At 67.0% G+C, this 20,412-nt stretch carries 18 protein-coding genes and 2 CRISPR repeat arrays (1 of these 20 cut by a window edge); of the genes, 14 read left to right on the forward strand and 4 right to left on the reverse strand.

All coding sequences use genetic code 11. The features are described 5' to 3' along the window. Window positions 1-9 precede the first annotated feature (9 nt). The 7 genes from gshA to PO78_RS05515 all read left to right on the forward strand — a co-directional run bounded on the left by gshA (window position 10) and on the right by PO78_RS05515 (window position 6,708). Window positions 10-1,323, forward strand: a complete 1,314-nt coding sequence (gshA, locus tag PO78_RS05485; protein WP_043742592.1) for a glutamate--cysteine ligase — start codon at window positions 10-12, stop codon at window positions 1,321-1,323. Between the two features lie 49 nt (window positions 1,324-1,372). Continuing rightward, window positions 1,373-2,329 carry a glutathione synthase gene (gshB, locus tag PO78_RS05490; RefSeq protein WP_004323530.1) on the forward strand — a complete coding sequence of 319 codons (957 nt, stop codon included), beginning with the start codon at window positions 1,373-1,375 and terminating at the stop codon, window positions 2,327-2,329. Next, window positions 2,320-3,354, forward strand: coding sequence for an FAD:protein FMN transferase (locus PO78_RS05495; RefSeq protein ID WP_004323532.1), 1,035 nt, complete (start codon window positions 2,320-2,322; stop codon window positions 3,352-3,354). The genes gshB and PO78_RS05495 overlap by 10 nt, the downstream gene beginning before the upstream one ends. 30 nt (window positions 3,355-3,384) lie before the next feature. Further along, window positions 3,385-4,092: a YhcB family protein gene (locus tag PO78_RS21850; protein WP_197068737.1), complete on the forward strand. Its 708-nt coding sequence runs from the start codon at window positions 3,385-3,387 to the stop codon at window positions 4,090-4,092. Window positions 4,093-4,156: 64 nt separating this feature from the next. Continuing rightward, window positions 4,157-5,044 carry a DUF6279 family lipoprotein gene (locus PO78_RS05505; protein ID WP_043742595.1) on the forward strand — a complete coding sequence of 296 codons (888 nt, stop codon included), beginning with the start codon at window positions 4,157-4,159 and terminating at the stop codon, window positions 5,042-5,044. Between the two features lie 49 nt (window positions 5,045-5,093). After that, window positions 5,094-5,975, forward strand: a complete 882-nt coding sequence (locus PO78_RS05510) for a DMT family transporter (protein WP_004328264.1) — start codon at window positions 5,094-5,096, stop codon at window positions 5,973-5,975. A 124-nt stretch (window positions 5,976-6,099) separates the two neighbouring features. After that, a complete protein-coding gene (locus PO78_RS05515; RefSeq protein ID WP_043742598.1) occupies window positions 6,100-6,708 on the forward strand; it encodes a 2-hydroxychromene-2-carboxylate isomerase in 609 nt (202 codons plus the stop codon). Window positions 6,709-7,031: 323 nt separating this feature from the next. Here the strand turns inward: PO78_RS05515 and PO78_RS05520 are convergent, their stop codons facing one another. Beyond that, window positions 7,032-7,766, reverse strand: coding sequence for a hypothetical protein (locus PO78_RS05520; protein WP_156147775.1), 735 nt, complete (start codon window positions 7,764-7,766; stop codon window positions 7,032-7,034). Between the two features lie 126 nt (window positions 7,767-7,892). Between PO78_RS05520 and PO78_RS05525 the strand changes: the two genes are divergently transcribed. Continuing rightward, complete coding sequence (locus PO78_RS05525) at window positions 7,893-9,824, forward strand: ATP-binding cassette domain-containing protein (RefSeq protein WP_043742764.1); 1,932 nt, start codon at window positions 7,893-7,895, stop codon at window positions 9,822-9,824. A gap of 210 nt (window positions 9,825-10,034) precedes the next feature. On the opposite strand, the gene PO78_RS05530 is transcribed toward PO78_RS05525, so the two are convergent. Continuing rightward, window positions 10,035-11,222, reverse strand: coding sequence for an HD-GYP domain-containing protein (locus PO78_RS05530; RefSeq protein WP_043742601.1), 1,188 nt, complete (start codon window positions 11,220-11,222; stop codon window positions 10,035-10,037). A 178-nt stretch (window positions 11,223-11,400) separates the two neighbouring features. Here PO78_RS05530 and thrH point away from each other — a divergent pair, with 178 nt between their 5' ends. From thrH to PO78_RS05550, 4 genes are read left to right on the forward strand one after another with little or no spacing between them, the layout of a single operon-like run. Next, window positions 11,401-12,009, forward strand: coding sequence for a bifunctional phosphoserine phosphatase/homoserine phosphotransferase ThrH (thrH, locus tag PO78_RS22160; protein WP_043742604.1), 609 nt, complete (start codon window positions 11,401-11,403; stop codon window positions 12,007-12,009). 46 nt (window positions 12,010-12,055) lie between these two features. Next, window positions 12,056-12,931 (forward strand): formyltetrahydrofolate deformylase, encoded by an 876-nt coding sequence (gene purU, locus PO78_RS05540; RefSeq protein ID WP_043742607.1) that lies wholly within the window; start codon window positions 12,056-12,058, stop codon window positions 12,929-12,931. 37 nt (window positions 12,932-12,968) lie between these two features. Then, window positions 12,969-13,316 (forward strand): cupin domain-containing protein, encoded by a 348-nt coding sequence (locus PO78_RS05545; RefSeq protein WP_043742610.1) that lies wholly within the window; start codon window positions 12,969-12,971, stop codon window positions 13,314-13,316. Then, window positions 13,309-13,548 (forward strand): hotdog domain-containing protein, encoded by a 240-nt coding sequence (locus tag PO78_RS05550; protein WP_043742613.1) that lies wholly within the window; start codon window positions 13,309-13,311, stop codon window positions 13,546-13,548. The genes PO78_RS05545 and PO78_RS05550 overlap by 8 nt, the downstream gene beginning before the upstream one ends. A 35-nt stretch (window positions 13,549-13,583) precedes the next feature. Here the strand turns inward: PO78_RS05550 and PO78_RS21855 are convergent, their stop codons facing one another. After that, the gene (locus PO78_RS21855) at window positions 13,584-13,946 is read right to left on the reverse strand and encodes a hypothetical protein (RefSeq protein WP_052484368.1); all 363 of its coding nucleotides are present in this window, start codon (window positions 13,944-13,946) and stop codon (window positions 13,584-13,586) included. Window positions 13,947-13,963: 17 nt separating this feature from the next. Next, a complete protein-coding gene (locus PO78_RS22785) occupies window positions 13,964-14,101 on the reverse strand; it encodes a hypothetical protein (protein ID WP_156147777.1) in 138 nt (45 codons plus the stop codon). 343 nt (window positions 14,102-14,444) lie between these two features. On the opposite strand from PO78_RS22785, the gene PO78_RS05560 reads away from it, so the two are divergent. Both PO78_RS05560 and PO78_RS05565 read left to right on the forward strand, forming a co-directional pair. Beyond that, a complete protein-coding gene (locus PO78_RS05560; protein ID WP_156147778.1) occupies window positions 14,445-14,726 on the forward strand; it encodes a hypothetical protein in 282 nt (93 codons plus the stop codon). Window positions 14,727-14,837: 111 nt separating this feature from the next. Next, a CRISPR array of direct repeats spans window positions 14,838-17,057; the repeat unit is 37 nt; unit sequence GTCTCAATCCCTTTGATATCAGGGCATCAGTCCGGAC. A 136-nt stretch (window positions 17,058-17,193) separates the two neighbouring features. Further along, window positions 17,194-18,555: an IS1380 family transposase gene (locus PO78_RS05565; RefSeq protein ID WP_004300513.1), complete on the forward strand. Its 1,362-nt coding sequence runs from the start codon at window positions 17,194-17,196 to the stop codon at window positions 18,553-18,555. Between the two features lie 233 nt (window positions 18,556-18,788). Next, window positions 18,789-20,412: direct repeats of the CRISPR family, unit length 37 nt; unit sequence GTCTCAATCCCTTTGATATCAGGGCATCAGTCCGGAC (it continues 96 nt past the right edge of the window).

Raw genomic sequence — 20,412 nt, forward strand, 5'->3', positions numbered from 1 at the left:
ACCCAATCCATGGTTCCGCACCTCACCACCGCGCTTACCGGCCCCCTGCTGGAGCTGGAGCGCCAGTTCCTCGACAACGCCTGCGACATCGAAAAGTGGTTCCGTACCCAGTGGCAGGACCACATGCCGCCTTTCTACGGTTCCACCGACCTGCGCAACTCGGGCTTCAAGCTCGCGCCGGTCGACCTGAACCTGTTCCCGGGCGGCTTCAACAACCTCAACGACGTCTTCATGCCCCTGTGCGTGCAGGCGGCGCAGGCGGCGATCGAGCGCATCTGCCCGGACGCCAGCAAGCTGCTGTTGATCCCCGAGAACCACACCCGCAACCAGTTCTACCTGCAGAACGTCGCCAAGCTGGCGTCCATCCTGCGCCTCACCGGCCTCGACGTGCGCATCGGCAGCCTGCTGCCCGAGATCGCCGCGCCGACCGTGCTGGAACTCGCCAACGGCGCCACGCTGACCCTGGAGCCGCTGCGCCGCAGCGGCAGCCGTATCGGGCTCGACGACTTCGATCCCTGCGCGGTGCTGCTCAACAACGACCTGTCTGCGGGCATTCCGCAGGTGCTCAAGGGCCTCGACGAGCAGTGGCTGATCCCGCCCCTGCATGCCGGCTGGCACAAGCGCCGCAAGTCGAAGCACGCCGAGTGCTACGACCGTGTCGCGCGTGAGTTCGCCGCCGCGATCGGCATCGATCCGTGGCGGATCAACCCCGAGTTCGGCGTGTGCGGCCAGATCAACTTCCAGGAACGCACCGGCGAGGAGTGCCTCGCCGCTCAGGTGGATTCGCTGCTCACCCGCATCCGCGCCAAGTACAAGGAATACGGCGTCACCGACGAGCCCTTTGTGGTGGTCAAGGCCGACGCCGGCACCTACGGCATGGGCGTGATGACGGTGAAGGACGCCTCCGAGGTCGTCGGCCTCAACCGCCGCCAGCGCAACAAGATGGCGGTGGTGAAGGAAGGCCTGCAGGTGCACGAGGTCATCATCCAGGAGGGCGTGCACACCTTCGAGACGGTGGAGGACGGCGTCGCCGAGCCGGTCGTCTACATGATGGATCACTACGTGGTGGGTGGCTTCTACCGCGTCCACACCGAGCGCGGCCGCGACGAGAACCTCAACGCGCCGGGCATGCACTTCAAGCCGCTCGCCTTCGACACCAGCGGCACCATGCCCGATGCCGCGCAGGGGCCCGATGCGCCGCCGAACCGCTTCTACGCCTATGGCGTGGTGGCCCGCCTGGCGCTGCTCGCGGCCTCGGTGGAGATCGAGGAGACCGCCCCGGGCGAGGAAGAGGATGCAGGTGGAGACGCCCTGGCGGCCTGAAGTCTCGCGCCGCCTCCGACGGGAATCGACACGAACCGGTGATGAATCCATGACCCGCAAGCTCAAGCTTCTTTTCATCCTCGACCCGCTCGAGGGTCTCAAGGCCTACAAGGACTCGAGCATCGCGATGATGCGCGCCGCCGCGCGGCGCGGGCACGAGGTGTGGGCGCTGCAGCGCGCCGGCCTCACCTGGCGCGAGGGCGTGGTGGTCGGCACCGGCTGCGTGGCGCTCGCGGTGTGCGACGACGACGCGGCCTGGTATCGCGCGGGCGAGGCGCAGGCCCTGCCGCTGGCCGCCTTCGACGCGGTGCTGATGCGCCAGGACCCGCCCTTCGACTTCGAGTACGTCACCGCCACCTGGCTGCTCGAGCGCGCGGCGCAGGCCGGCGTGCGCGTGTTCAACGACCCGCGTGCGGTGCGCGACCACTCCGAGAAGATCGCGATCACCGAATTCCCGCAGTTCACCGCGACCACGCTGGTGGCGCGCGACCCGGCGGACATCCACGCCTTCATCGACGAGCTCGGCGACGTCATCCTCAAGCCGCTTGACGGCATGGGCGGCAGCCAGATCTTCCGTGTGCGCGCCGACGACCCCAACCGCAACGTGATCGTGGAGACGCTCGCCCACGATGGCACTCGCACCATCATGGCGCAGCGCTACCTGCCGCAGATCGTCGACGGCGACAAGCGCGTGCTGATCATCGGCGGCGAGGTCGTGCCCTTCGCGCTCGCGCGCATCCCGCGGGCGGGCGAGACGCGCGGCAACCTCGCCGCCGGCGGGCGCGGGGTGGCGATGGCGCTCACCGCGCGCGAACGCGAGATCGCCGGGTTCCTCGCGCCGACGCTGTGGGCGCGCGGCCTGCTGATCGTCGGCCTCGATGTGATCGGCGGCCACCTCACCGAGATCAACGTCACCAGCCCCACCTGCATGGTCGAGATCGCCGCGCAGCAGGGCTTCGACGTCGCCGGCCTGGTGATCGACAAGCTGGAGCGTGCGTGCGGCTGAACCTGCGCATCCTTGCATTGGCCGCGTGCGCGCTGCTGCTCGCGGCCTGCTCGCGCGCGCAGGTCTTCCATCACGAGGCCTACGTCTTCGGTACCCGGGTCGATGTCGCGGTGTATGGCGAGAACCAGGCCGAGGCCGACCGCGCCGCCGCCGCGGTGCTGCGCGAGTTCGACCGCCTGCATCGCGCGTACCACGCCTGGGAGCCCTCCGAGCTCACCGCGCTCAACGCCGCGATCGCGCGCGGCGAGGCCGCCACCGTGTCCGACGAGCTCGCCGCGATGCTGAAGGACGCGCAGGCGATCGCCGCCACCGGCGACGGGCTGTTCGACCCTGCGCTCGGCGGCCTGGTCGCGCTGTGGGGCTTCCACACCGACACCTTCGTGCCGCAGCGCCCCGACCCTGCCAAGCTGCAGGCCCTGCTCGCCGCGCACCCGTCGATGGCCGACCTCGTCCTCGACGGCAATCGGGTCGAGAGCCGCAACCCGGCGGTGCAGCTCGATCTCGGCGGCTACGCCAAGGGCTACGCGCTCGACCGCGCGGCGGCGATCCTGCGCGCGCAGGGCGTGGCCGACGCGCTCATCAACATCGGCGGCAACGTCATGGCGCTCGGCGCCAAGGGCGACCAGCCCTGGCGGATCGGCATCCAGCATCCGCGCGCGCCCGCTCCGCTCGCCACCCTGCCTTTGTACGCCGGCGAGGCGATCGGCACCTCGGGCGACTACCAGCGCTACTTCGAGCTCGACGGCGAGCGCTACGCCCACCTGCTCGACCCGCGCACCGGCCAGCCCGCGCATGGCACGCAGTCGCTCACCGTCCTGATCACGCCGCGCGCCAATGCCGGCACGCTGTCGGATGCACCGAGCAAGCCCGCCTACCTCGCCGGAGATGGCTGGCGCGAACAGATCCGCCGCTTCGGCATCGAACATGCACTGCGCGTGGCTGCGGACGGCCGCGTCGAGGTCACCCGCGCGTTGCGCGCGCGCCTGCAGTTCCCGTCGCCGGTGGAGGCGACGGTGGTCGATTGAGATCCACAAAGGAGGGAGGACAACATGGACATGACCCCGCAAACCGCCTGGCTGCTCGCCATTTCCGCCGTCGTCATCGTCGGCGTGATCGCGTTCTTCGTCGGGCGTTCGAGCGCCGGTACCAAGGGACGCATCGACGAGCTCGAGGCCGAGCTGGCGCGCAAGGCCGAGGAGGCCGAGCGCTACCGCAAGGAGGTCGACGCCCACTTCGACAAGACCGCGACCCTGTTCGTGTCGATGGCCGGCTCCTACAAGGAGCTCTTCGAGCACCTGTCCGCCGGCTACGACAAGCTCTCCGGCGCCTCGGCGCGCGAGCGCTTCCAGGAGCGCGTCGATGCGCTGCTGCCCCGCCGCGTGTTCGAGCCCGCCGCGGCCGGCGCGCTGCTCGCGGGGGGAGCGGCGGGCGCTGTTGCGGGTGCGGACCCCGCGGAGCCGACGGGATCGAGCGCGGATGCAGTGGTCGGGCCCGCGCCGGTCAGCGTGGTGGATGCGGCCCCTGTTCCGGAGGCGGAGGGTCTCGCCGAATCCGTCCCGCCAAGCGTCGGGGCGACTTCCGGAGTGTCTGCGGACGAGGCGGAGAAGGCTGCAGCCGAGTCGGTCGCCGCACTTGCCGGAGCCGAGGAACCCGGAAGTGCTGGCGTCGATGCGGATGCCGCGGAGCGCGCCCGTCGTGCCGAGGGGGCGGCCGCCGAGACCGTCGGCGAGTCGGGCGCCGAGTCCCGCGGCGAGACGCGCTGAGCGGGGCGCGCGCGAGCGGACGGAGCGGGCGAACTTGCCCGCTGCCGGTGCGGTCACAAGCCCCATGTCCGCCCGTGCGCTCCACCGTCTCTTCCTGATCGCCTGCAGCGCGTTGCTGCTCGTCGGTTGCGGTCTGCGTTTCGCGTACTCGCAGCTCGACTGGCTGCTGCCTTGGTATCTGCGCGACTACGTCACGCTCGACGCCGGCCAGCGTGGCGAATTCGACCGCCGTCTGGCCGGCCTGCTCGACTGGCACTGCCGCAGCCACCTCCCCGAGTACGTCGCCCTACTGCGTGCGGCGAACGCGACGCTGGCGGCCGAGCGCGTCGAGCCTGCGCAGCTCGAACGCTTCCTCGAGCGCGGAGAGGCGCTCTGGCGCGAGATCGTCGGGGAACTCGAGCCCGAGCTGCGCAGGCTGGCGGCCGGCCTGGGCGACGAGCAGGTGGAGGAGCTCGCCGCCGCCTTCGTCCGCCGTGGCGAGGAGGCGCGCGCGGAGTTCCTCTCCGGCGACGAGTCCGCGCAGCATGCCGCCCGCGTCGAGCGCATGGAGGAGCGCCTGCGGCGCTGGTTCGGCCGCATGACGCCGGCCCAGCGCGAGCGCATCGCGGCGTGGAGCCGGGCGCTGCAGCCCACGACCGAGGCCTGGCTGGAGGATCGCGCGCGCTGGCAGGCCGAGCTGCTCGACGCCTTGCGCGTGCGCGCGGACGCCGCCGCCTTCGCCCCCCGCCTGGCGCAGGCGCTGGCGCCGCGCGAGGCGCGCTGGAGCGCGCAGCATCGCGCGGCGGTCGCCCACAACCGCGCACGCACGCTGGAGCTGCTCGCCGAACTGCATGCATTGTCCAGCGCAGCACAACGCCGCCAGCTGCGTGACGAGATCGACATGCTCGCCACCCAGTTCGCGGGCATAAGCTGCGCCGAACCGGCTCGCGTTTCCGCGGCTGGCGGCCGATAATCGCGCCCTTCGTCTACCGCCGCCCGCGCCCTGGTGCGGGCTCTCCCGCATGCACAAGACCGAACTCGACCGTCTCGCCATCGGCCTCATGGTGGTGCTGTGCTCGATCTGGGGCCTCCAGCAGGTTGCCATCAAGCTTGCCAGCGCCGGCATCTCGCCGGTGTGGCAGGCCGGCCTGCGCTCGATCGGCGCCACGGCGATCGTCGTCGTTTGGGCGCTGTTGCGTGGGGTGAAGCTCTTCGAGCGCGACCGCAGCCTCGCGCCCGGCCTGCTCGCCGGGGCGCTGTTCGCCGGCGAGTTCGCGATGATCTTCCTCGGCCTGCAGCACACCAGCGCCTCGCGCGGGGTGATCTTCCTGTACACCGCGCCCTTCTTCGTCGCCCTCGGCGCGGTCTGGCTGCTGCCGCAGGAGCACATGCGGAGGCGGCAGTGGATGGGCATGGCGCTCGCCTTCGTCGGCGTGCTCGCGCTCTTCGGCGAGAACCTCTTCGCCGCCACCGAGGGCGCCTGGGTGGGCGACCTCATGCTGCTCGGCGCCGCGCTGCTGTGGGCGGCGACCACGCTGACCGTGAAGGCGAGCGCGCTGGCGCGCGCATCGGCCGAGAAGACGCTGCTCTACCAGCTCGGCGTGTCGGCGCTGGTGCTGCCGCCGCTCTCGCTGGCGATGGGCGAGCCGGGCGTGTTCGCGCCCACGCCCATGGTGTGGGCCAACCTCTTCTTCCAGGCGGCGATCGTCGCCGGCGTGTCGTATCTGGCCTGGTTCTGGCTGGTGCGCGAGTATCCGGCCACGCGCCTGTCCTCGTTCTCCTTCCTGACCCCGGTGATGGGCGTGCTCGCCGGCGGGCTGATCCTCGGTGAGCCGCTCACGCCGGCGGTGTACGCCGCGCTCCTCCTCGTCGGCAGCGGGATCTGGGTGGCGAACCGGTCGTAGCGTGACCGGCTGCCCGGCTGCACTCCACTCTCTTGCGCGTGCGGGCTTGGCGCCCCGCGGTGGGGCGGGGCGCGGGGCGATCGCCTATAGTGACGGCGTCCACCGTCTTCCGAGGAGCCTCCCCATGTCGCGACCCGTCGTCGAGTTCTGGTTCGAGTTCGCCAGCACCTATTCCTACCTGTCGGTGATGCGCATCGAGCGCGCAGCGGCCGCGACCGGCGTGGACATCGAATGGAAGCCTTTCCTGCTCGGGCCGGTGTTCCTCGCGCTGGGCTGGAACGACTCGCCCTTCAACATCTACCCGCCCAAGGGGCGCTACATGTGGCGCGACCTGGAACGTCTGGCGGAGAAGGAGGGCCTGCCCTTCCGCCACCCCAGCCGCTTCCCGCGCAACGGCCTGCTCGCCGCGCGGGTGGCGCTGGTGGGGGTGGAGGAGGGCTGGGTGGCGCCCTTCGCGCGTGCGGTGATGAGCGCGAATTTCGCCGAGGACCGCGAGATCGGCGAGGATGCGGTGATCGTCGAGATCCTCGGCGCGCTCGGCCTGCCCGCAGCGGAGCTGATGGCGCGCGCGCAGGCGGATGCCAACAAGCTCGCGCTGCGCTGCCAGACCGAGCGCGCAGCCGAACTGGGCCTGTTCGGGGCGCCGAGCTTCCGTGTCGGTGAGGAGTTGTTCTGGGGCAACGATCGCCTGGAGGATGCGCTCGCCTGGGCGTGCCGTGCCGATCGCCGGTAGGCGCGACGCGAGTCGCGAGCGGGCGGTTCGACGGCTGCGGCGCCGGTCCGGGGGCCGTATCGCGACTTGCGTCGCTCCTACCGGGGTTTCGGGATCCGCGTCGGTTTCTTTTGGGAGCGACGCGAGTCGCGAGCGGGAGGTTCGACGGCTGCGGTGCCGGTCCGGGGGCCGTATCGCGACTTGCGTCGCTCCTGGCGGGGTTTCTGGATCCGTGTCGGTTTCTTGTGGGAGCGACGCGAGTCGCGATCGGGGCGCGAGCACGACTTGCGTCGCTCCCGCCGGCGCCTCGCCGAGGGCCCTCGATTGCGGGCTTGCGGCAGGTCTTACTTCTTCCCCGCCTGCTCCTGCTCGTACTCGCGCAGGCGCTTTTCGTAGCGCGCGCGGTCTTCCTCGGCCTGGCGGGCGCGGCGGGCGGCGGCGTCTTCGGCATCGCGGCGCGCAGACGCGCGCTCGGCGTCCTGGGCCGCACGCTGGCGGGCCGTGGCGGCTTCGGCCTCGCGGCTGGCCTCGACGCGCTGGGCGCGGATGCGCTCGGCTTCGGTAGATGGCGCGATCGTCGCGTCCCCGCTCGGCCCGGAAGGGGCCAGGGGGGAGGCGGCGGGCGGGGCGGCAGGTGGGGAAGGGGGGCTGGGGCGTTCGCCGGCGGCCGGCTTGGCCGCTGCTGCGCGTTGGCGCTCCGCCAGGGTGATGCCGCGGCTTTCGGCTTCGAGCTCGCGGGCACGCCGGATCGTCTCCAGGCGCTGCTTCTTCGCCTGGTCGATGCAACGGTTGACGAGGAACTTCTCGTAACAGCCCGGCACGGTGGCCTGGTAGGTGGCCTCGGCTTCGGCGCGCAGCGCCTTGCCATCGGCTGCGAGCGCCTCCGCGCGGGTACGCTCGGCGGTGCGGGCGGCCTCGTCCGCGGTCTGCGCGTGGGCGGGCAGGATCGTGGAGGCGAGTAGCGCCGCGCACAGGCCGGGCATGATGGAGCGGTGGGCGACGACGAGAGACAGGGAGCGGATACGGATCATGCGTGCGGTTTCCGGATTCGGGTGGCCGAGCGGGGCGATCGAAGACATTCATCGCGTTGCCGCGGCCGAGTGGTCGGCTCGGGTTTCCGGAATGCGTGTTCCTGCTTCGATCGAGCCGGCGCGTAGAATAGCGCCTTTGCAACCGCCCGCGGCCTGCCGGCCGTGTATCCGTTCGTGATCAGTCTTCGTAACTTGCGCCTCGCGCGCGGCGCCAAGGTCCTCATCGAGAGCGCCACGCTGCAGATCCACCCCGGCTGGAAGGTCGGCCTCACCGGCGCCAACGGCAGCGGCAAGTCCAGCCTGTTCGCCATGCTGCGCGACCAGCTCCATCCCGACCAGGGCGACCTCGACCTGCCGCCCGGCTGGGTGATCGCGCACGTCGCCCAGGAAACCCCCGGGCTGGCGCAGCCGGCGATCGACTACGTGCTCGACGGCGACGCCGAGCTGCGCCGCATCGAGGCCGAGCTGGCCGCGGCCGAGGCGGCGCACGATGGTTCGCACATTGGTGAGCTCCACGCCCGCCTGCACGAGATCGGCGGCTATGCGGCGCGCGCGCGCGCGGCGGCCCTGCTCGACGGACTGAGTTTCCTGCAATCCGACATCGAGCGCCCCGTGGCGGACTTCTCCGGCGGCTGGCGCATGCGCCTGAACCTGGCGCAGGCGCTGATGTGCCGTTCCGACCTGCTGCTGCTCGACGAGCCCACCAACCACCTCGACCTCGACGCGGTGATCTGGCTCGAGGCCTGGCTGCGCGACTACCGCGGCACGCTGCTGCTGATCTCGCACGACCGCGAGTTCCTCGACGCCTGCGTGACCCACATCGCCCACATCGAGCAGCAGAAGCTCGCGCTGTACACCGGCGGCTATTCCGACTTCGAGCGCCAGCGCGGCGAGCGCCTGATCCAGCAGCAGGCGATGTTCGAGAAGCAGCAGCGCGACATCGCGCACATGGAGGACTACATCCGCCGCTTCCGCGCCAAGGCCACCAAGGCGCGCCAGGCGCAGAGCCGGATCAAGGCGCTCGAGCGCATGGAGCGCATCGCCGCGGCGCACGTCGACACGCCGTTCAGCTTCGCCTTCCGCGACGCGCCGCCGGCGCCCGACCCCTTGCTGCAGATCGAGGACGGCGCCGTGGGCTACGGCGACAAGACGATCCTGGAGCGCATCACGCTGACCCTGCGCCCCGGCGAGCGCGTCGGCCTGCTCGGGCGCAACGGCGCGGGCAAATCGACGCTGATCAAGCTGCTCGCGCACGAATTGCAGCTCGCCAGTGGCCGCCGCCTCGAGGGCAAGGGCCTGGCCACCGGCTATTTCGCCCAGCATCAACTGGAAACGCTGCGCCCGGACGAGTCGGCGCTGCAGCATATGGTCAGGCTTGATCCGCAGACCCGCGAGCAGGAGCTGCGCGACTACCTTGGCGGCTTCGACTTCCGCGGCGATGGCGTCGGCGGCACCTCCACTCCGGCGACCACGCCCTGCGGGCCGTTCTCGGGCGGCGAAAAATCACGACTCGCGCTGGCGCTGCTGATCTGGCAGCGCCCCAACCTGTTGCTGCTCGACGAACCGACCAACCACCTCGATCTCGAGATGCGCCACGCGCTGACCATGGCGCTGCAGGACTACGAGGGCGCGATGGTGCTGGTGTCGCACGACCGCGCGCTGCTGCGCGCCACCTGCGACCGCTTCCTGCTGGTCGACGGCGGGCGCATCCAGCCCTTCGACGGCGACCTCGACGACTACCGCGACTGGCTCGCCAGCCGCCGCGCCGAAGTTGCCGCGGCCGCTGCCTGCCCCGACCAGGCCGCCGACAAGGCCGCGCGCAAGGCCGACCGCGCCCAGGCCGCCGCCGACCGCCAGGCCCGGCTGGCCGCACGCCGGCCGCTGGTGAAGGAGCTCGAGCAGATCGACAAGCGCATGGCGGCGTGGAACAAGGAGAAGGCCGAGCTCGACGCCCGGCTCGCCGACCCGGCGCTGTACACCGGGCCGCAGGCGGGCGAGGTGCCGGCGCTCAACAAGCGCCAGGCCGAGCTCGCCGAGCGCATCGAGGAGGCCGAGCTGCGCTGGCTGGAACTGCACGAGGCGCTGGAGGCGATCCCGGCGGATTGAGCGGGGGATCGCGACTCGCGTCGCTCCTACGGGGGCCGACACGGCGTCGGGGGCGGTGCAGGCGCGAGACGGCGTCGGGAGGCGATGTGGGAGCGACGCCAGTCGCGATGACCGCGTCGCAGCCCGCCGACGCGCATCGTAGCCGGGCGTCCCGATCGCGACTTGCGTCGCTCCTACCGGCGCTTGCGAGGCTTTGCGGTCGCTGCGGCCCTACTGGGGCAGCCAGCGCGCCGGGTCGATGTTCCAGGCGGCGAAGTCCTCATGACCGACGATGCGGTCCTGCGACCGGCGCAGATCGAGGTCTTCCGGCTGCAGGTAGTGGCCGGCGGTGTGGAAGATCACCTTCACCCGCGGCAGGGTGGGCTTGTCGGCGTTCTGCGCCTGCACGACCGCGAGGCGCCTGCTCTCCAGGCGCACCAGTGCGCCGGTGGGGTAGATGCCCACCGAGCGGATGAAGGCCTGTACCAGGCGCGGCTCGAAGTGGTTCGACGACCACTCCAGCAGCTTGCGCAGCGCCTCGGTGGGCGGCATGCCCTTGTGATAGACGCGCTCCGAGGTGATCGCATCATAGACATCCACGATCGCCGCCATGCGCCCGCGCAGGCTGATCGCCTCGCCGGCGAGCCGGTTGGGGTAGCCGCTGCCGTCGTAGCGCTCATGGTGCTCGGAGGCGACCTCCAGCGCGATCGGGCTGATCCCGGGGGTCGCCATCAGGATGAGCTTGCTCTGCACGACGTGGCTCTTCATGCGCTCGAACTCGGCCTCGGTGAGCTTGCCCGGCTTGTTGAGGATCTCGTCGGGGATGCGCGCCTTGCCGACGTCGTGGAGCAGGGCGCCGATGGCGATCTCGCGGATGGTCTCGCGCGGCAGGCCCAGTGTGCGCGCGAAGGCGGTCATCAGCGCGCACACCGACACCGAATGCTGAAAGGTGTAGTTGTCGTGCTGCTTGAGGCGGGCCAGCGGCAGCAGGGCGTCGGCGCTGGCGAAGATCGAGTCGACGATGCGGGCCACCAGGGGCTCGACCTTCTCGATCTCGATCTGGCGGCCGAGGCGGACGTCGACCAGCAGGTTGCGAACGATCTCGTTCGCCTCGCGGTGCAGGTTGCGGGCGCGCTCCGGGGGGCTGGTGGCCTTCGAGGCGGTATGCACCGCAGGCGGGGGCGGGCCGGCGAGGTCCGGCCGACCCGGCGCGGTGGCCGCAGGCGCGGCGTCGGGATCGAGGCCGCGCGTGGTGTCGATGCTGACCTCGGCGACGCCCAGAGCACGGATCCTGGCGACGTCGTCCGCATCCGCCACCAGGAAGCGGTTGCGCACGAAGTCGTGCTGCAGCCAGCCGCAGTGGAGGTCGTGGACGTACATGCCGGGCCGCAGCCGGGTGACGGGGATGAGCTTGATCACACTTTCGCGTCGGTGTTTTCTGCACGCATTATTGCAAGCGGATGAGGGGCGCGTCACGGCTTGTGCGAGGGGGCGCCGAGTCCGGTCGCGACGGGCGAGGTTTTCCGGGGCAGCGCTCGATGTCGGGGGCAGGCTGCTAGAATCCGGGCTTTCCCCAACCTGCCTCCAGGAGTCCGCGGTGCGTATCGTCTGTCTCGACCTCGAAGGTGTGCTCGTCCCCGAAATCTGGATCGAATTCGCCGAGCGTACCGGCATCCCCGAGCTGCGCCGCACCACCCGCGACGAGCCCAACTACGACACCCTGATGAAGTACCGCCTGGACATCCTCGCGCACAAGAAGCTCGGCCTGCCCGACATCCAGGACGTCATCGCCAGCATGGGGCCGATGCAGGGCGCGCGCGCGTTCCTCGACGACCTGCGCGACACCTACCAGGTGGTGATCCTCTCCGACACCTTCTACGAGTTCGCCAAGCCGCTGATGAAGCAGCTCGGCATGCCCACGCTGTTCTGCCACAGCCTCGAGGCCGACGCCGAAGGCATTCTGGTGAACTATCACCTGCGCATGCCCGACCAGAAGCGCGAGGCCGTCAAGCGCTTCAAGGAGCTCAACTTCAAGGTCGTGGCCGCGGGCGACTCCTACAACGACACCGCGATGCTCGGCGAGGCCCACGGCGGCATCCTGTTCCATCCGCCCGAGAACGTGGTGCGCGAGTTTCCGCAGTATCCCGTGGTGCGCGACTACGACGCGTTGCGTGCCGAGATCGACAAGGCATTCGCGCGCGTCTGACCCCGCTCCGCCCCTCACTCCTGACGCCTCGCACCTCACGCACCCCATGCACCGCCAACGCTTCTTCACCCTGTCCGCCTCCTGCCCCGACCGCGTCGGCATCGTCGCCAAGGTCTCCGGCTTCATCGCCGAGCACAAGGGCTGGATCCTCGAGACCTCGCTGCACGCCGAGCCGCCGCAGGAGGGCGAGGCGGTCGGGCGCTACTTCATGCGCATCGAGATCCGCGCCGACTCGCTGCCCTTCCACCTCGCCGAGTTCCGCGACAAGTTCCGCCCGCTCGCCGAAGAGCTGGAGATGGACTGGAAGATCACGGATTCCGCGGTCAAGAAGCGCGTGGTGGTGCTGGTGAGCAAGCAGGAGCACTGCCTCTACGACCTGCTCGCGCGCTGGCAGTCGAAGGAGCTCGACATCGAGATCCCCTGCGTGATCTCCAACCACGACACCTTCCGCGGCTTCGTCGAGTGGCACGGCATCCCCTTCCACCACGTGCCGGTGAACGCCGACAACAAGGCCGCCGCCTACGCCGAGGTGCAGCGCATCTTCGAGGAGGTGCGCGGCGACACCATGGTGCTGGCGCGCTACATGCAGATCCTGTCGCCCGCGCTGTGCGCCGCCTACCCGGGGCGCATCATCAACATCCACCACAGCTTCCTGCCCAGCTTCGTCGGCGCCAAGCCCTACCACCAGGCGTGGACCAAGGGCGTCAAGCTCATCGGCGCCACCTGCCATTTTGTGACCGCCGACCTCGACCAGGGCCCGATCATCGAGCAGGACGTGATCCGCATCGACCACTCCGACGCGGTCGAGGACATGGTGCGCTACGGCAAGGACATCGAGAAGACCGTGCTCGCCCGCGGCCTGCGCTACCACCTGGAGGACCGGGTGCTGGTGCATGGGAACAAGACGGTGGTGTTTCGCTGATAAGGGCAAGTTGAGGCCGGCAGCGGGTGCTGATTCGATGACCGACCCAATTGCGCGCCCTGCGCAGGGCAATCTGTTCGCCAGCCTGCCCGCTGCCAGCGACGGCGAACGCTTCGAAACCCTGTTCGCCAACGCCGTCTGCTGCGTCGAGCGCATCGTGTCCTTCGGTCACGCCAGCCCGCCGGGGTTCTGGTACGAGCAGGGTGAGGACGAATGGGTGGTGCTGCTGGTCGGTTGCGCCGTGCTCGCCTTCGCCGACGGGCACGTGCTGGCACTGCGTGCAGGCGACTGGGTGAGCCTGCCGGCGCGCTGTCGCCATCGCGTCGAATCCGTGTCGCAGGATGCAGTCTGGCTGGCGGTGCATTGCCGCGCAGACAATGCGTGAGCGCCCGAAACGCCCGGGCGCGGAATTCATCAATGCTTACGGTGACCGCCGCCCCGGTTCGCGGCGCATCGATCTGCGCATCGACTACCTGCGTCCCGGCATCGGCGAGCGCTTCGTGCTCGAGGCCGAGGTGCTGCGCCTGGGCTCGCGCGTGGCGTCGACGCGGATGAGCTCTCTCGATGTCGAGGGCAAGCTGCTGGCCAGCGGGGCGGCAGCGTACATCGTTTCGTAAAAGCGGTGCCCACGGCCTGGCGCACCCGGTTGAAATCAGCGCTGGCAGTAAAGTACCGCGCCTGCGCCTGCGACCAAGCTCGCACCCCCGACCACCAGCGTGACCGGTGCGGTCACCACTGCCGTGGCCGTCCCGAGCACCCCCAGCGTGCCGGCGACATAGCCGCCCGAAGCGGTGCTGACGATCATCGCGCCCGAACTGTGAACCACCGCGCCGACACCCGTCAGCTTCAGCGCGCCCCCCACGGTCGCCGTGACCGTTGCCGCAGCCGCGGCTAGCTTTGCGCCTGTGCCTTGCACTCTGTCGCACCAGCCCGCATGGGCGTAAGGGAGCGAACCGAATGCCAGCGTCGCCGCGATCAGACCCCGGCAAGCGAGTGCGCGATGCGATTTTTTCATTCTCCCTCTTACCTCCGTCAGCGAGTGAACTTGTGACCGTGCATCAGCCACAACAGGCCCGCAACAAAGGCGGCAGCCAAGCCCATGACAGCGACGCGCGCGAGCAGAGCCATCAGCACGATGACGAGAACTACGGTCAGGATCGTTTTCGGCATTGCGGGCTCCGGTGGGGCTGACGCGGCGGGGACGTCGACCGTTCTTGGTCGGCGTCTCGGTGGGGCGTAGTTGCAAGTGGGTTGCGCCTCGGCCATGGCCCCGCGCCAGGTGGGCCAAGTATCCGCTTGCTTGCCAAGCTGTCGTCGAGCGGCAAGCTTGCGGGCGCGCGCATCGCGTTCTGGAATGGGCAGAGTGTGGGCCATCCCGACAACGAGGCCCCCGCTCATGCCCCGCCGTAACAGATCGAATCGCCGAGCTCAGGCGCCCGCGGGCTTGCTGGGCGCGGTGCGCCGCAGTCGAGGCACCAGCAGCCTCCTGGCCGACGCAGCCTGGACCGGTTTCATGCTGCGCATGGAAACCTTCCGCGCCAGGGAGAGCTTGCTCGACGCCAAGGCCCAACTGGATGGGCGGCCCACCACCGGTTGGCGCCGGAGGCTCGGCTGGCTTCGTCGCGGCGCGGTCGCGTTGCTGCTGGCCCTGCTCGAGCTGCTTTGGAGCGGACTTGTCGCGGCGCTTCTGCCCCTCCTGATCGGCGTGGTCTACCTCGTGGTCTTCGTCATCGTCGCCGTGCCGCTCTACATGGCGCTCGGCTACTTCCTGTACCGGATGTTGGTCGTCTGGTAGCGCGCCCGGGTGCGCTGGTATACGGCGCGGCCTTCGAGGTGCCGCACCGCCCCGCGCCGTGGTCGTGCGCTGCAACGCACGGAAACCCCATGCGTTGGCGGGAGCGGCCGCCTCTCAATCCCTTTGATATCAGGGCATCAGTCCGGACGCAGCAGATCTGCGAAGGCGGCGGCCTCATGGGGTCTCAATCCCTTTGATATCAGGGCATCAGTCCGGACGCTACGCACGCGCACAAGACGCGGCTCAAGCGCGCAGTCTCAATCCCTTTGATATCAGGGCATCAGTCTGGACTGCCACGCGCTTCCAGACCGGTCACGCCACCTGGTCTCAATCCCTTTGATATCAGGGCATCAGTCCGGACCATCCCGAAGATGCGCCGCGCCTACTTCATGGGTCTCAATCCCTTTGATATCAGGGCATCAGTCCGGACTCATGGAATGGATCAAGCTGACCGACAGGATGCCCGTCTCAATCCCTTTGATATCAGGGCATCAGTCCGGACAGGATCGTTCATAAGCATTCATCGGTGAATGGTCTCAATCCCTTTGATATCAGGGCATCAGTCCGGACAAAAGGTGTTGCGTGACAATGCGCTCAGGATCATGGTCTCAATCCCTTTGATATCAGGGCATCAGTCCGGACCAATCGTATTTTCCACGCCCTCAAGAGGCACCACGGTCTCAATCCCTTTGATATCAGGGCATCAGTCCGGACCTATGCGGGCAACAAACGGATGGAGCGTAAGCTGTCTCAATCCCTTTGATATCAGGGCATCAGTCCGGACGCCGCGGATCTGGCGAAATGGGAGGCAAATCAGGGTCTCAATCCCTTTGATATCAGGGCATCAGTCCGGACGGCGCTTGACGCGATCAAAGCTGCTGAAGACAAGGCGTCTCAATCCCTTTGATATCAGGGCATCAGTCCGGACACTTCCTCGTCGGCGACCCGACGACGCTGCAAGTGTCTCAATCCCTTTGATATCAGGGCATCAGTCCGGACAGACGAGTCTTGAGACTTTCAGGAGTATTGAGGTCTCAATCCCTTTGATATCAGGGCATCAGTCCGGACCCATCGGTTCCTTCACCCGCACGGTCGATCTCGCGTCTCAATCCCTTTGATATCAGGGCATCAGTCCGGACAGCTGATTCGAGATGGGGCGCAGGCAGCGTGCAGTCTCAATCCCTTTGATATCAGGGCATCAGTCCGGACAACCGCATGCCGCAAAGGTTTCGAGACGAGACCGTCTCAATCCCTTTGATATCAGGGCATCAGTCCGGACAGACTGAAGAGGTTGAGGAAGCGCCGAAGGCAGTCTCAATCCCTTTGATATCAGGGCATCAGTCCGGACGGCGAGAAAATGCCATAACCGACCCGGATAATTGGTCTCAATCCCTTTGATATCAGGGCATCAGTCCGGACGACCATGCCGACCTATGTCGGAGTAAAGGGGTATGTCTCAATCCCTTTGATATCAGGGCATCAGTCCGGACGAATCGTTCCTGATCCGACGAAGAATGCGACAAATGTCTCAATCCCTTTGATATCAGGGCATCAGTCCGGACTCCTCGTGCTGGTGGGTACTGACATCGTGGACGTCTCAATCCCTTTGATATCAGGGCATCAGTCCGGACAGCAACAGCGTCGAAATTGACGGACGAAACGAGCGTCTCAATCCCTTTGATATCAGGGCATCAGTCCGGACCCACGCCACCGATGCCTGTGTGTCCGGCCTTCGGTCTCAATCCCTTTGATATCAGGGCATCAGTCCGGACGTCGGGCAGCGGCAAGACCACCCTGCGCCGCGTCTCAATCCCTTTGATATCAGGGCATCAGTCCGGACTCTATCGCGTCCTCAACGGTGTCGAGAAGGCCCAGTCTCAATCCCTTTGATATCAGGGCATCAGTCCGGACGTGCGTGACGGTGACGCATCACGAACCGGAGAGTCTCAATCCCTTTGATATCAGGGCATCAGTCCGGACCCACGCCACCGATGCCTGTGTGTCCGGCCTTCGGTCTCAATCCCTTTGATATCAGGGCATCAGTCCGGACTTCTCGCCCAACCTCGTCTTCGAGGTTCTGGGGTCTCAATCCCTTTGATATCAGGGCATCAGTCCGGACGAATGAGCCCCGAGAAATACGGCACCAGCGACCAGTCTCAATCCCTTTGATATCAGGGCATCAGTCCGGACAACAACCTGGTCGAAACGCAGTTCGAAAGCCGCCGTCTCAATCCCTTTGATATCAGGGCATCAGTCCGGACGCGCCGCGGACAACTCGTGGATCAGCGTGTGTTGTCTCAATCCCTTTGATATCAGGGCATCAGTCCGGACGTGGATCCGGGCGCGTTCCAGGCCATGCGTGAGTCTCAATCCCTTTCCTGAATCCGTGTTCGTTTAGCCGGAAATCCAGCCTAACGCATTGATGTAATTGTACAATTACGCATCCGACTCATTCACCCAACCGACCATGCCGCGCTTCGAAGTCAAGCAATCCGCCAAGCTCAACCTGACCTCGTACTCGGGCCTGGCGCTGATCGGGCAGTGCTGCCAGGCGGCACAGGTTCAGGCGGTGATCGACCCGAGGCTGCCAGTGTCGCAGGGCATGCTGAGCTCGGATCTGGTCAAGTCGGTGGTCGGGCTGCTGAGCCTGGGCAAGAGCGACTTCGAGGCGATCGAGCCGTTTCGCGGCGACCGCTTCTTCAAGGAAGCGCTCGGGCTCGCCAAGGTGCCCGGCAGCGTGTGGATGCGCCAACGGCTCGATGCCCGCGCGGCCGAGCTGCGCGAGCTGACCGACGAGCTGAGCCTGCGCCTGCTCGAGCGCACCGAGGCGCCGATCACGGCGCACAAGGGCTACGTCTGCGCCGACCTGGACACCTTCGTGATGGACAACTCCGACACCAAGAAGGAAGCGGTCAGCCGCACCTACCAGGGTGTCGACGGCTACACGCCGATCGCGCTGTACCTGGGCAACGAGGGCTGGAACCTCGGCCTGGAACTGCGCGCGGGTTCGCACCACTCGGCGCTGGAGACGGAGTATTTCTTCGAGCGCGCGCTCCCGCGCCTGCGCCGGGTGTGCGCCGCCGATGCGAAGCTGCTGTGGCGCGCCGATAGCGGCTTCGATAGCGCGCGGCTGCTGTTCGCGCTGGCCGACGAGCGCGATCGCTGGGCCGAACTCGGGCGTTCGTTCGATTACCTCACCAAGTGGAACCCGCGCCGCCAGGACAAGACCGCCTGGGTGGATCGGGCCGAGGCCGCCGGTGCGTTCGAAGAAGCGCGCGTGGGCAAGCGGGTGGGGCTGCTGGACCTGAAGATCGATCGTGCCTGGAAGAAGGCCAAGCGCACGCTGCGCCTGGTGGTGCGGGTGACCGAGCGCACCATCGACAAGAAGGGCCAGCACCTGCTGGCGCCCGAGATCGAGATCGAAGGCTGGTGGACCAGCCTCGATGGGGCGATGGCCGAGGTGATCGAGCTCTACAAGCACCACGGCACGCACGAGCAGTTCCACTCCGAGATCAAGACCGACCTGGACCTCGAGCGCCTGCCCTCGGGTAAGTTCGACACCAACGACGCGGTCGTGCATCTGGCCGCATTCGCCTACAACTGCCTGCGCCTGATCGGCCAGCTCGGGCTGGCCGGCGAGCTCTCGCCGATCCGCCACCCGGCCAAGCGCCGGCGCATCAAGACGGTGCTGCAGGAGGTGATGTACCGCGCGGCGAAGTTCGTCGAACACGCCCGGCGCCTGGTGCTGGACTTCGGGCGCGGCGTGGCCGCGCATGTGAAGGTGTTCACCACGGTGCAGGCGCGACTGTGCGCGGTGGCTTCGCCGTGATGCAAATCCGGCGGCCGAATTCTCCGAATCGAGGCCATTTCGCTGCGGCGGAAGGGCGACGGCCGCGCGGGAGAAGGGAAATGACATAGCGCACCCGCCGGAAGCCCGGCTCGCCGGCGCTCCGGGCCATGAAAGGACGGCGCTCGGGGCTGCGGTGAGCTGAGATTGGGAGTCAGGCAGCAGAAGAATCATGCGCTGGGGCTCGCGGAGCGGGTATGCGCTGTAGAGAACACGGATTCAGGCCTTTGATATCAGGGCATCAGTCCGGACCAAGCGAGCGCCTCATCATCGTGCGCTTTAAGAGTCTCAATCCCTTTGATATCAGGGCATCAGTCCGGACCTACACTCCTGATGAGCTCCTTTACCCTGCAACTGTCTCAATCCCTTTGATATCAGGGCATCAGTCCGGACGCGTAAAGACGTTGCATCTTTCGTGCGCGAGCATGTCTCAATCCCTTTGATATCAGGGCATCAGTCCGGACAAAGATTGGGCTGAACGGTGTTTGCCCCGCCGAAATGTCTCAATCCCTTTGATATCAGGGCATCAGTCCGGACGGCAACGGCAGCCAGCTCGCAGCCTCGGGCAACGTCTCAATCCCTTTGATATCAGGGCATCAGTCCGGACTCAATACCTCGCCACCCGCTAACCATGTCGGGCCGTCTCAATCCCTTTGATATCAGGGCATCAGTCCGGACGCGATGGTGAGCAAAGGCCCACAGTAGGATCGTGTCTCAATCCCTTTGATATCAGGGCATCAGTCCGGACGAGAGTCACCATGCGCAGCTTTACCCAAAAGATGAGTCTCAATCCCTTTGATATCAGGGCATCAGTCCGGACCCAGCGCAGAGCGTCAAGGACGTCATCATTGATGACGTCTCAATCCCTTTGATATCAGGGCATCAGTCCGGACCCCAAGCAGCTCCACTTCGCTCGAACCCGAGGTCTCAATCCCTTTGATATCAGGGCATCAGTCCGGACGACAAGCTCGCCCAGCCTGCTGCGGTGGAGGGTCTCAATCCCTTTGATATCAGGGCATCAGTCCGGACGCTTCGTGGAAGGAGCCCCGCTTGGGGCTTGGGCGTCTCAATCCCTTTGATATCAGGGCATCAGTCCGGACGACACCTCCGACAGAGGTGTCGTTTTTCAACGAAGTCTCAATCCCTTTGATATCAGGGCATCAGTCCGGACAAGGAGCGCCCGGCGAGTCGATGTTCAAGCTGGGTCTCAATCCCTTTGATATCAGGGCATCAGTCCGGACTTGATGGCTGAAGATATCGATCATCGCCAGTTTGTCTCAATCCCTTTGATATCAGGGCATCAGTCCGGACGACCGACGTTGATCGCTCCGTTCTTGATCGCTGGTCTCAATCCCTTTGATATCAGGGCATCAGTCCGGACACGCGGGAACCGGCCAAGTGGTCGTGTGCGACCCGTCTCAATCCCTTTGATATCAGGGCATCAGTCCGGACACATCGACCACAACACCCTCACCGCCAAGACCGTCTCAATCCCTTTGATATCAGGGCATCAGTCCGGACGTTGGCCTGTCCGCTTGCTGCCCGGATGGCTGTCTCAATCCCTTTGATATCAGGGCATCAGTCCGGACTGCATCCGCCGCGCATTACTAACTGGTTTCTGAGTCTCAATCCCTTTGATATCAGGGCATCAGTCCGGACAGTGACGTACGTTCGGGATGAAGACGGCCGCCCGGTCTCAATCCCTTTGATATCAGGGCATCAGTCCGGACAGCTCTGCTCGGCCGCCCCGCTCGGGTGGTTGTGTCTCAATCCCTTTGATATCAGGGCATCAGTCCGGACCCGGGTCCATGAACGAACCTTCGGGCAGCGTCTCAATCC

It is taken from the genome of Thauera sp. SWB20, from assembly GCF_000831325.1.
Taxonomy (GTDB): domain Bacteria; phylum Pseudomonadota; class Gammaproteobacteria; order Burkholderiales; family Rhodocyclaceae; genus Thauera; species Thauera aminoaromatica.

Bases quoted from the DNA above. Each gene is read 5' to 3' on its own strand.
- PO78_RS05560 (WP_156147778.1), top strand. From the start codon at position 14,445: ATGCTGCGCATGGAAACCTTCCGCGCCAGGGAGAGCTTGCTCGACGCC.
- PO78_RS05515 (WP_043742598.1), top strand. From the start codon at position 6,100: ATGTCGCGACCCGTCGTCGAGTTCTGGTTCGAGTTCGCCAGCACCTAT.
- PO78_RS05550 (WP_043742613.1), top strand. From the start codon at position 13,309: ATGCGTGAGCGCCCGAAACGCCCGGGCGCGGAATTCATCAATGCTTAC.
- PO78_RS05545 (WP_043742610.1), top strand. From the start codon at position 12,969: ATGACCGACCCAATTGCGCGCCCTGCGCAGGGCAATCTGTTCGCCAGC.
- purU (WP_043742607.1), top strand. From the start codon at position 12,056: ATGCACCGCCAACGCTTCTTCACCCTGTCCGCCTCCTGCCCCGACCGC.
- PO78_RS05520 (WP_156147775.1), bottom strand. From the start codon at position 7,766: ATGTCTTCGATCGCCCCGCTCGGCCACCCGAATCCGGAAACCGCACGC.
- PO78_RS05565 (WP_004300513.1), top strand. From the start codon at position 17,194: ATGCCGCGCTTCGAAGTCAAGCAATCCGCCAAGCTCAACCTGACCTCG.
- gshB (WP_004323530.1), top strand. From the start codon at position 1,373: ATGACCCGCAAGCTCAAGCTTCTTTTCATCCTCGACCCGCTCGAGGGT.
- PO78_RS22785 (WP_156147777.1), bottom strand. From the start codon at position 14,101: ATGCCGAAAACGATCCTGACCGTAGTTCTCGTCATCGTGCTGATGGCT.
- PO78_RS21850 (WP_197068737.1), top strand. From the start codon at position 3,385: ATGACCCCGCAAACCGCCTGGCTGCTCGCCATTTCCGCCGTCGTCATC.
- PO78_RS05510 (WP_004328264.1), top strand. From the start codon at position 5,094: ATGCACAAGACCGAACTCGACCGTCTCGCCATCGGCCTCATGGTGGTG.
- gshA (WP_043742592.1), top strand. From the start codon at position 10: ATGGTTCCGCACCTCACCACCGCGCTTACCGGCCCCCTGCTGGAGCTG.
- PO78_RS05505 (WP_043742595.1), top strand. From the start codon at position 4,157: ATGTCCGCCCGTGCGCTCCACCGTCTCTTCCTGATCGCCTGCAGCGCG.
- PO78_RS21855 (WP_052484368.1), bottom strand. From the start codon at position 13,946: ATGAAAAAATCGCATCGCGCACTCGCTTGCCGGGGTCTGATCGCGGCG.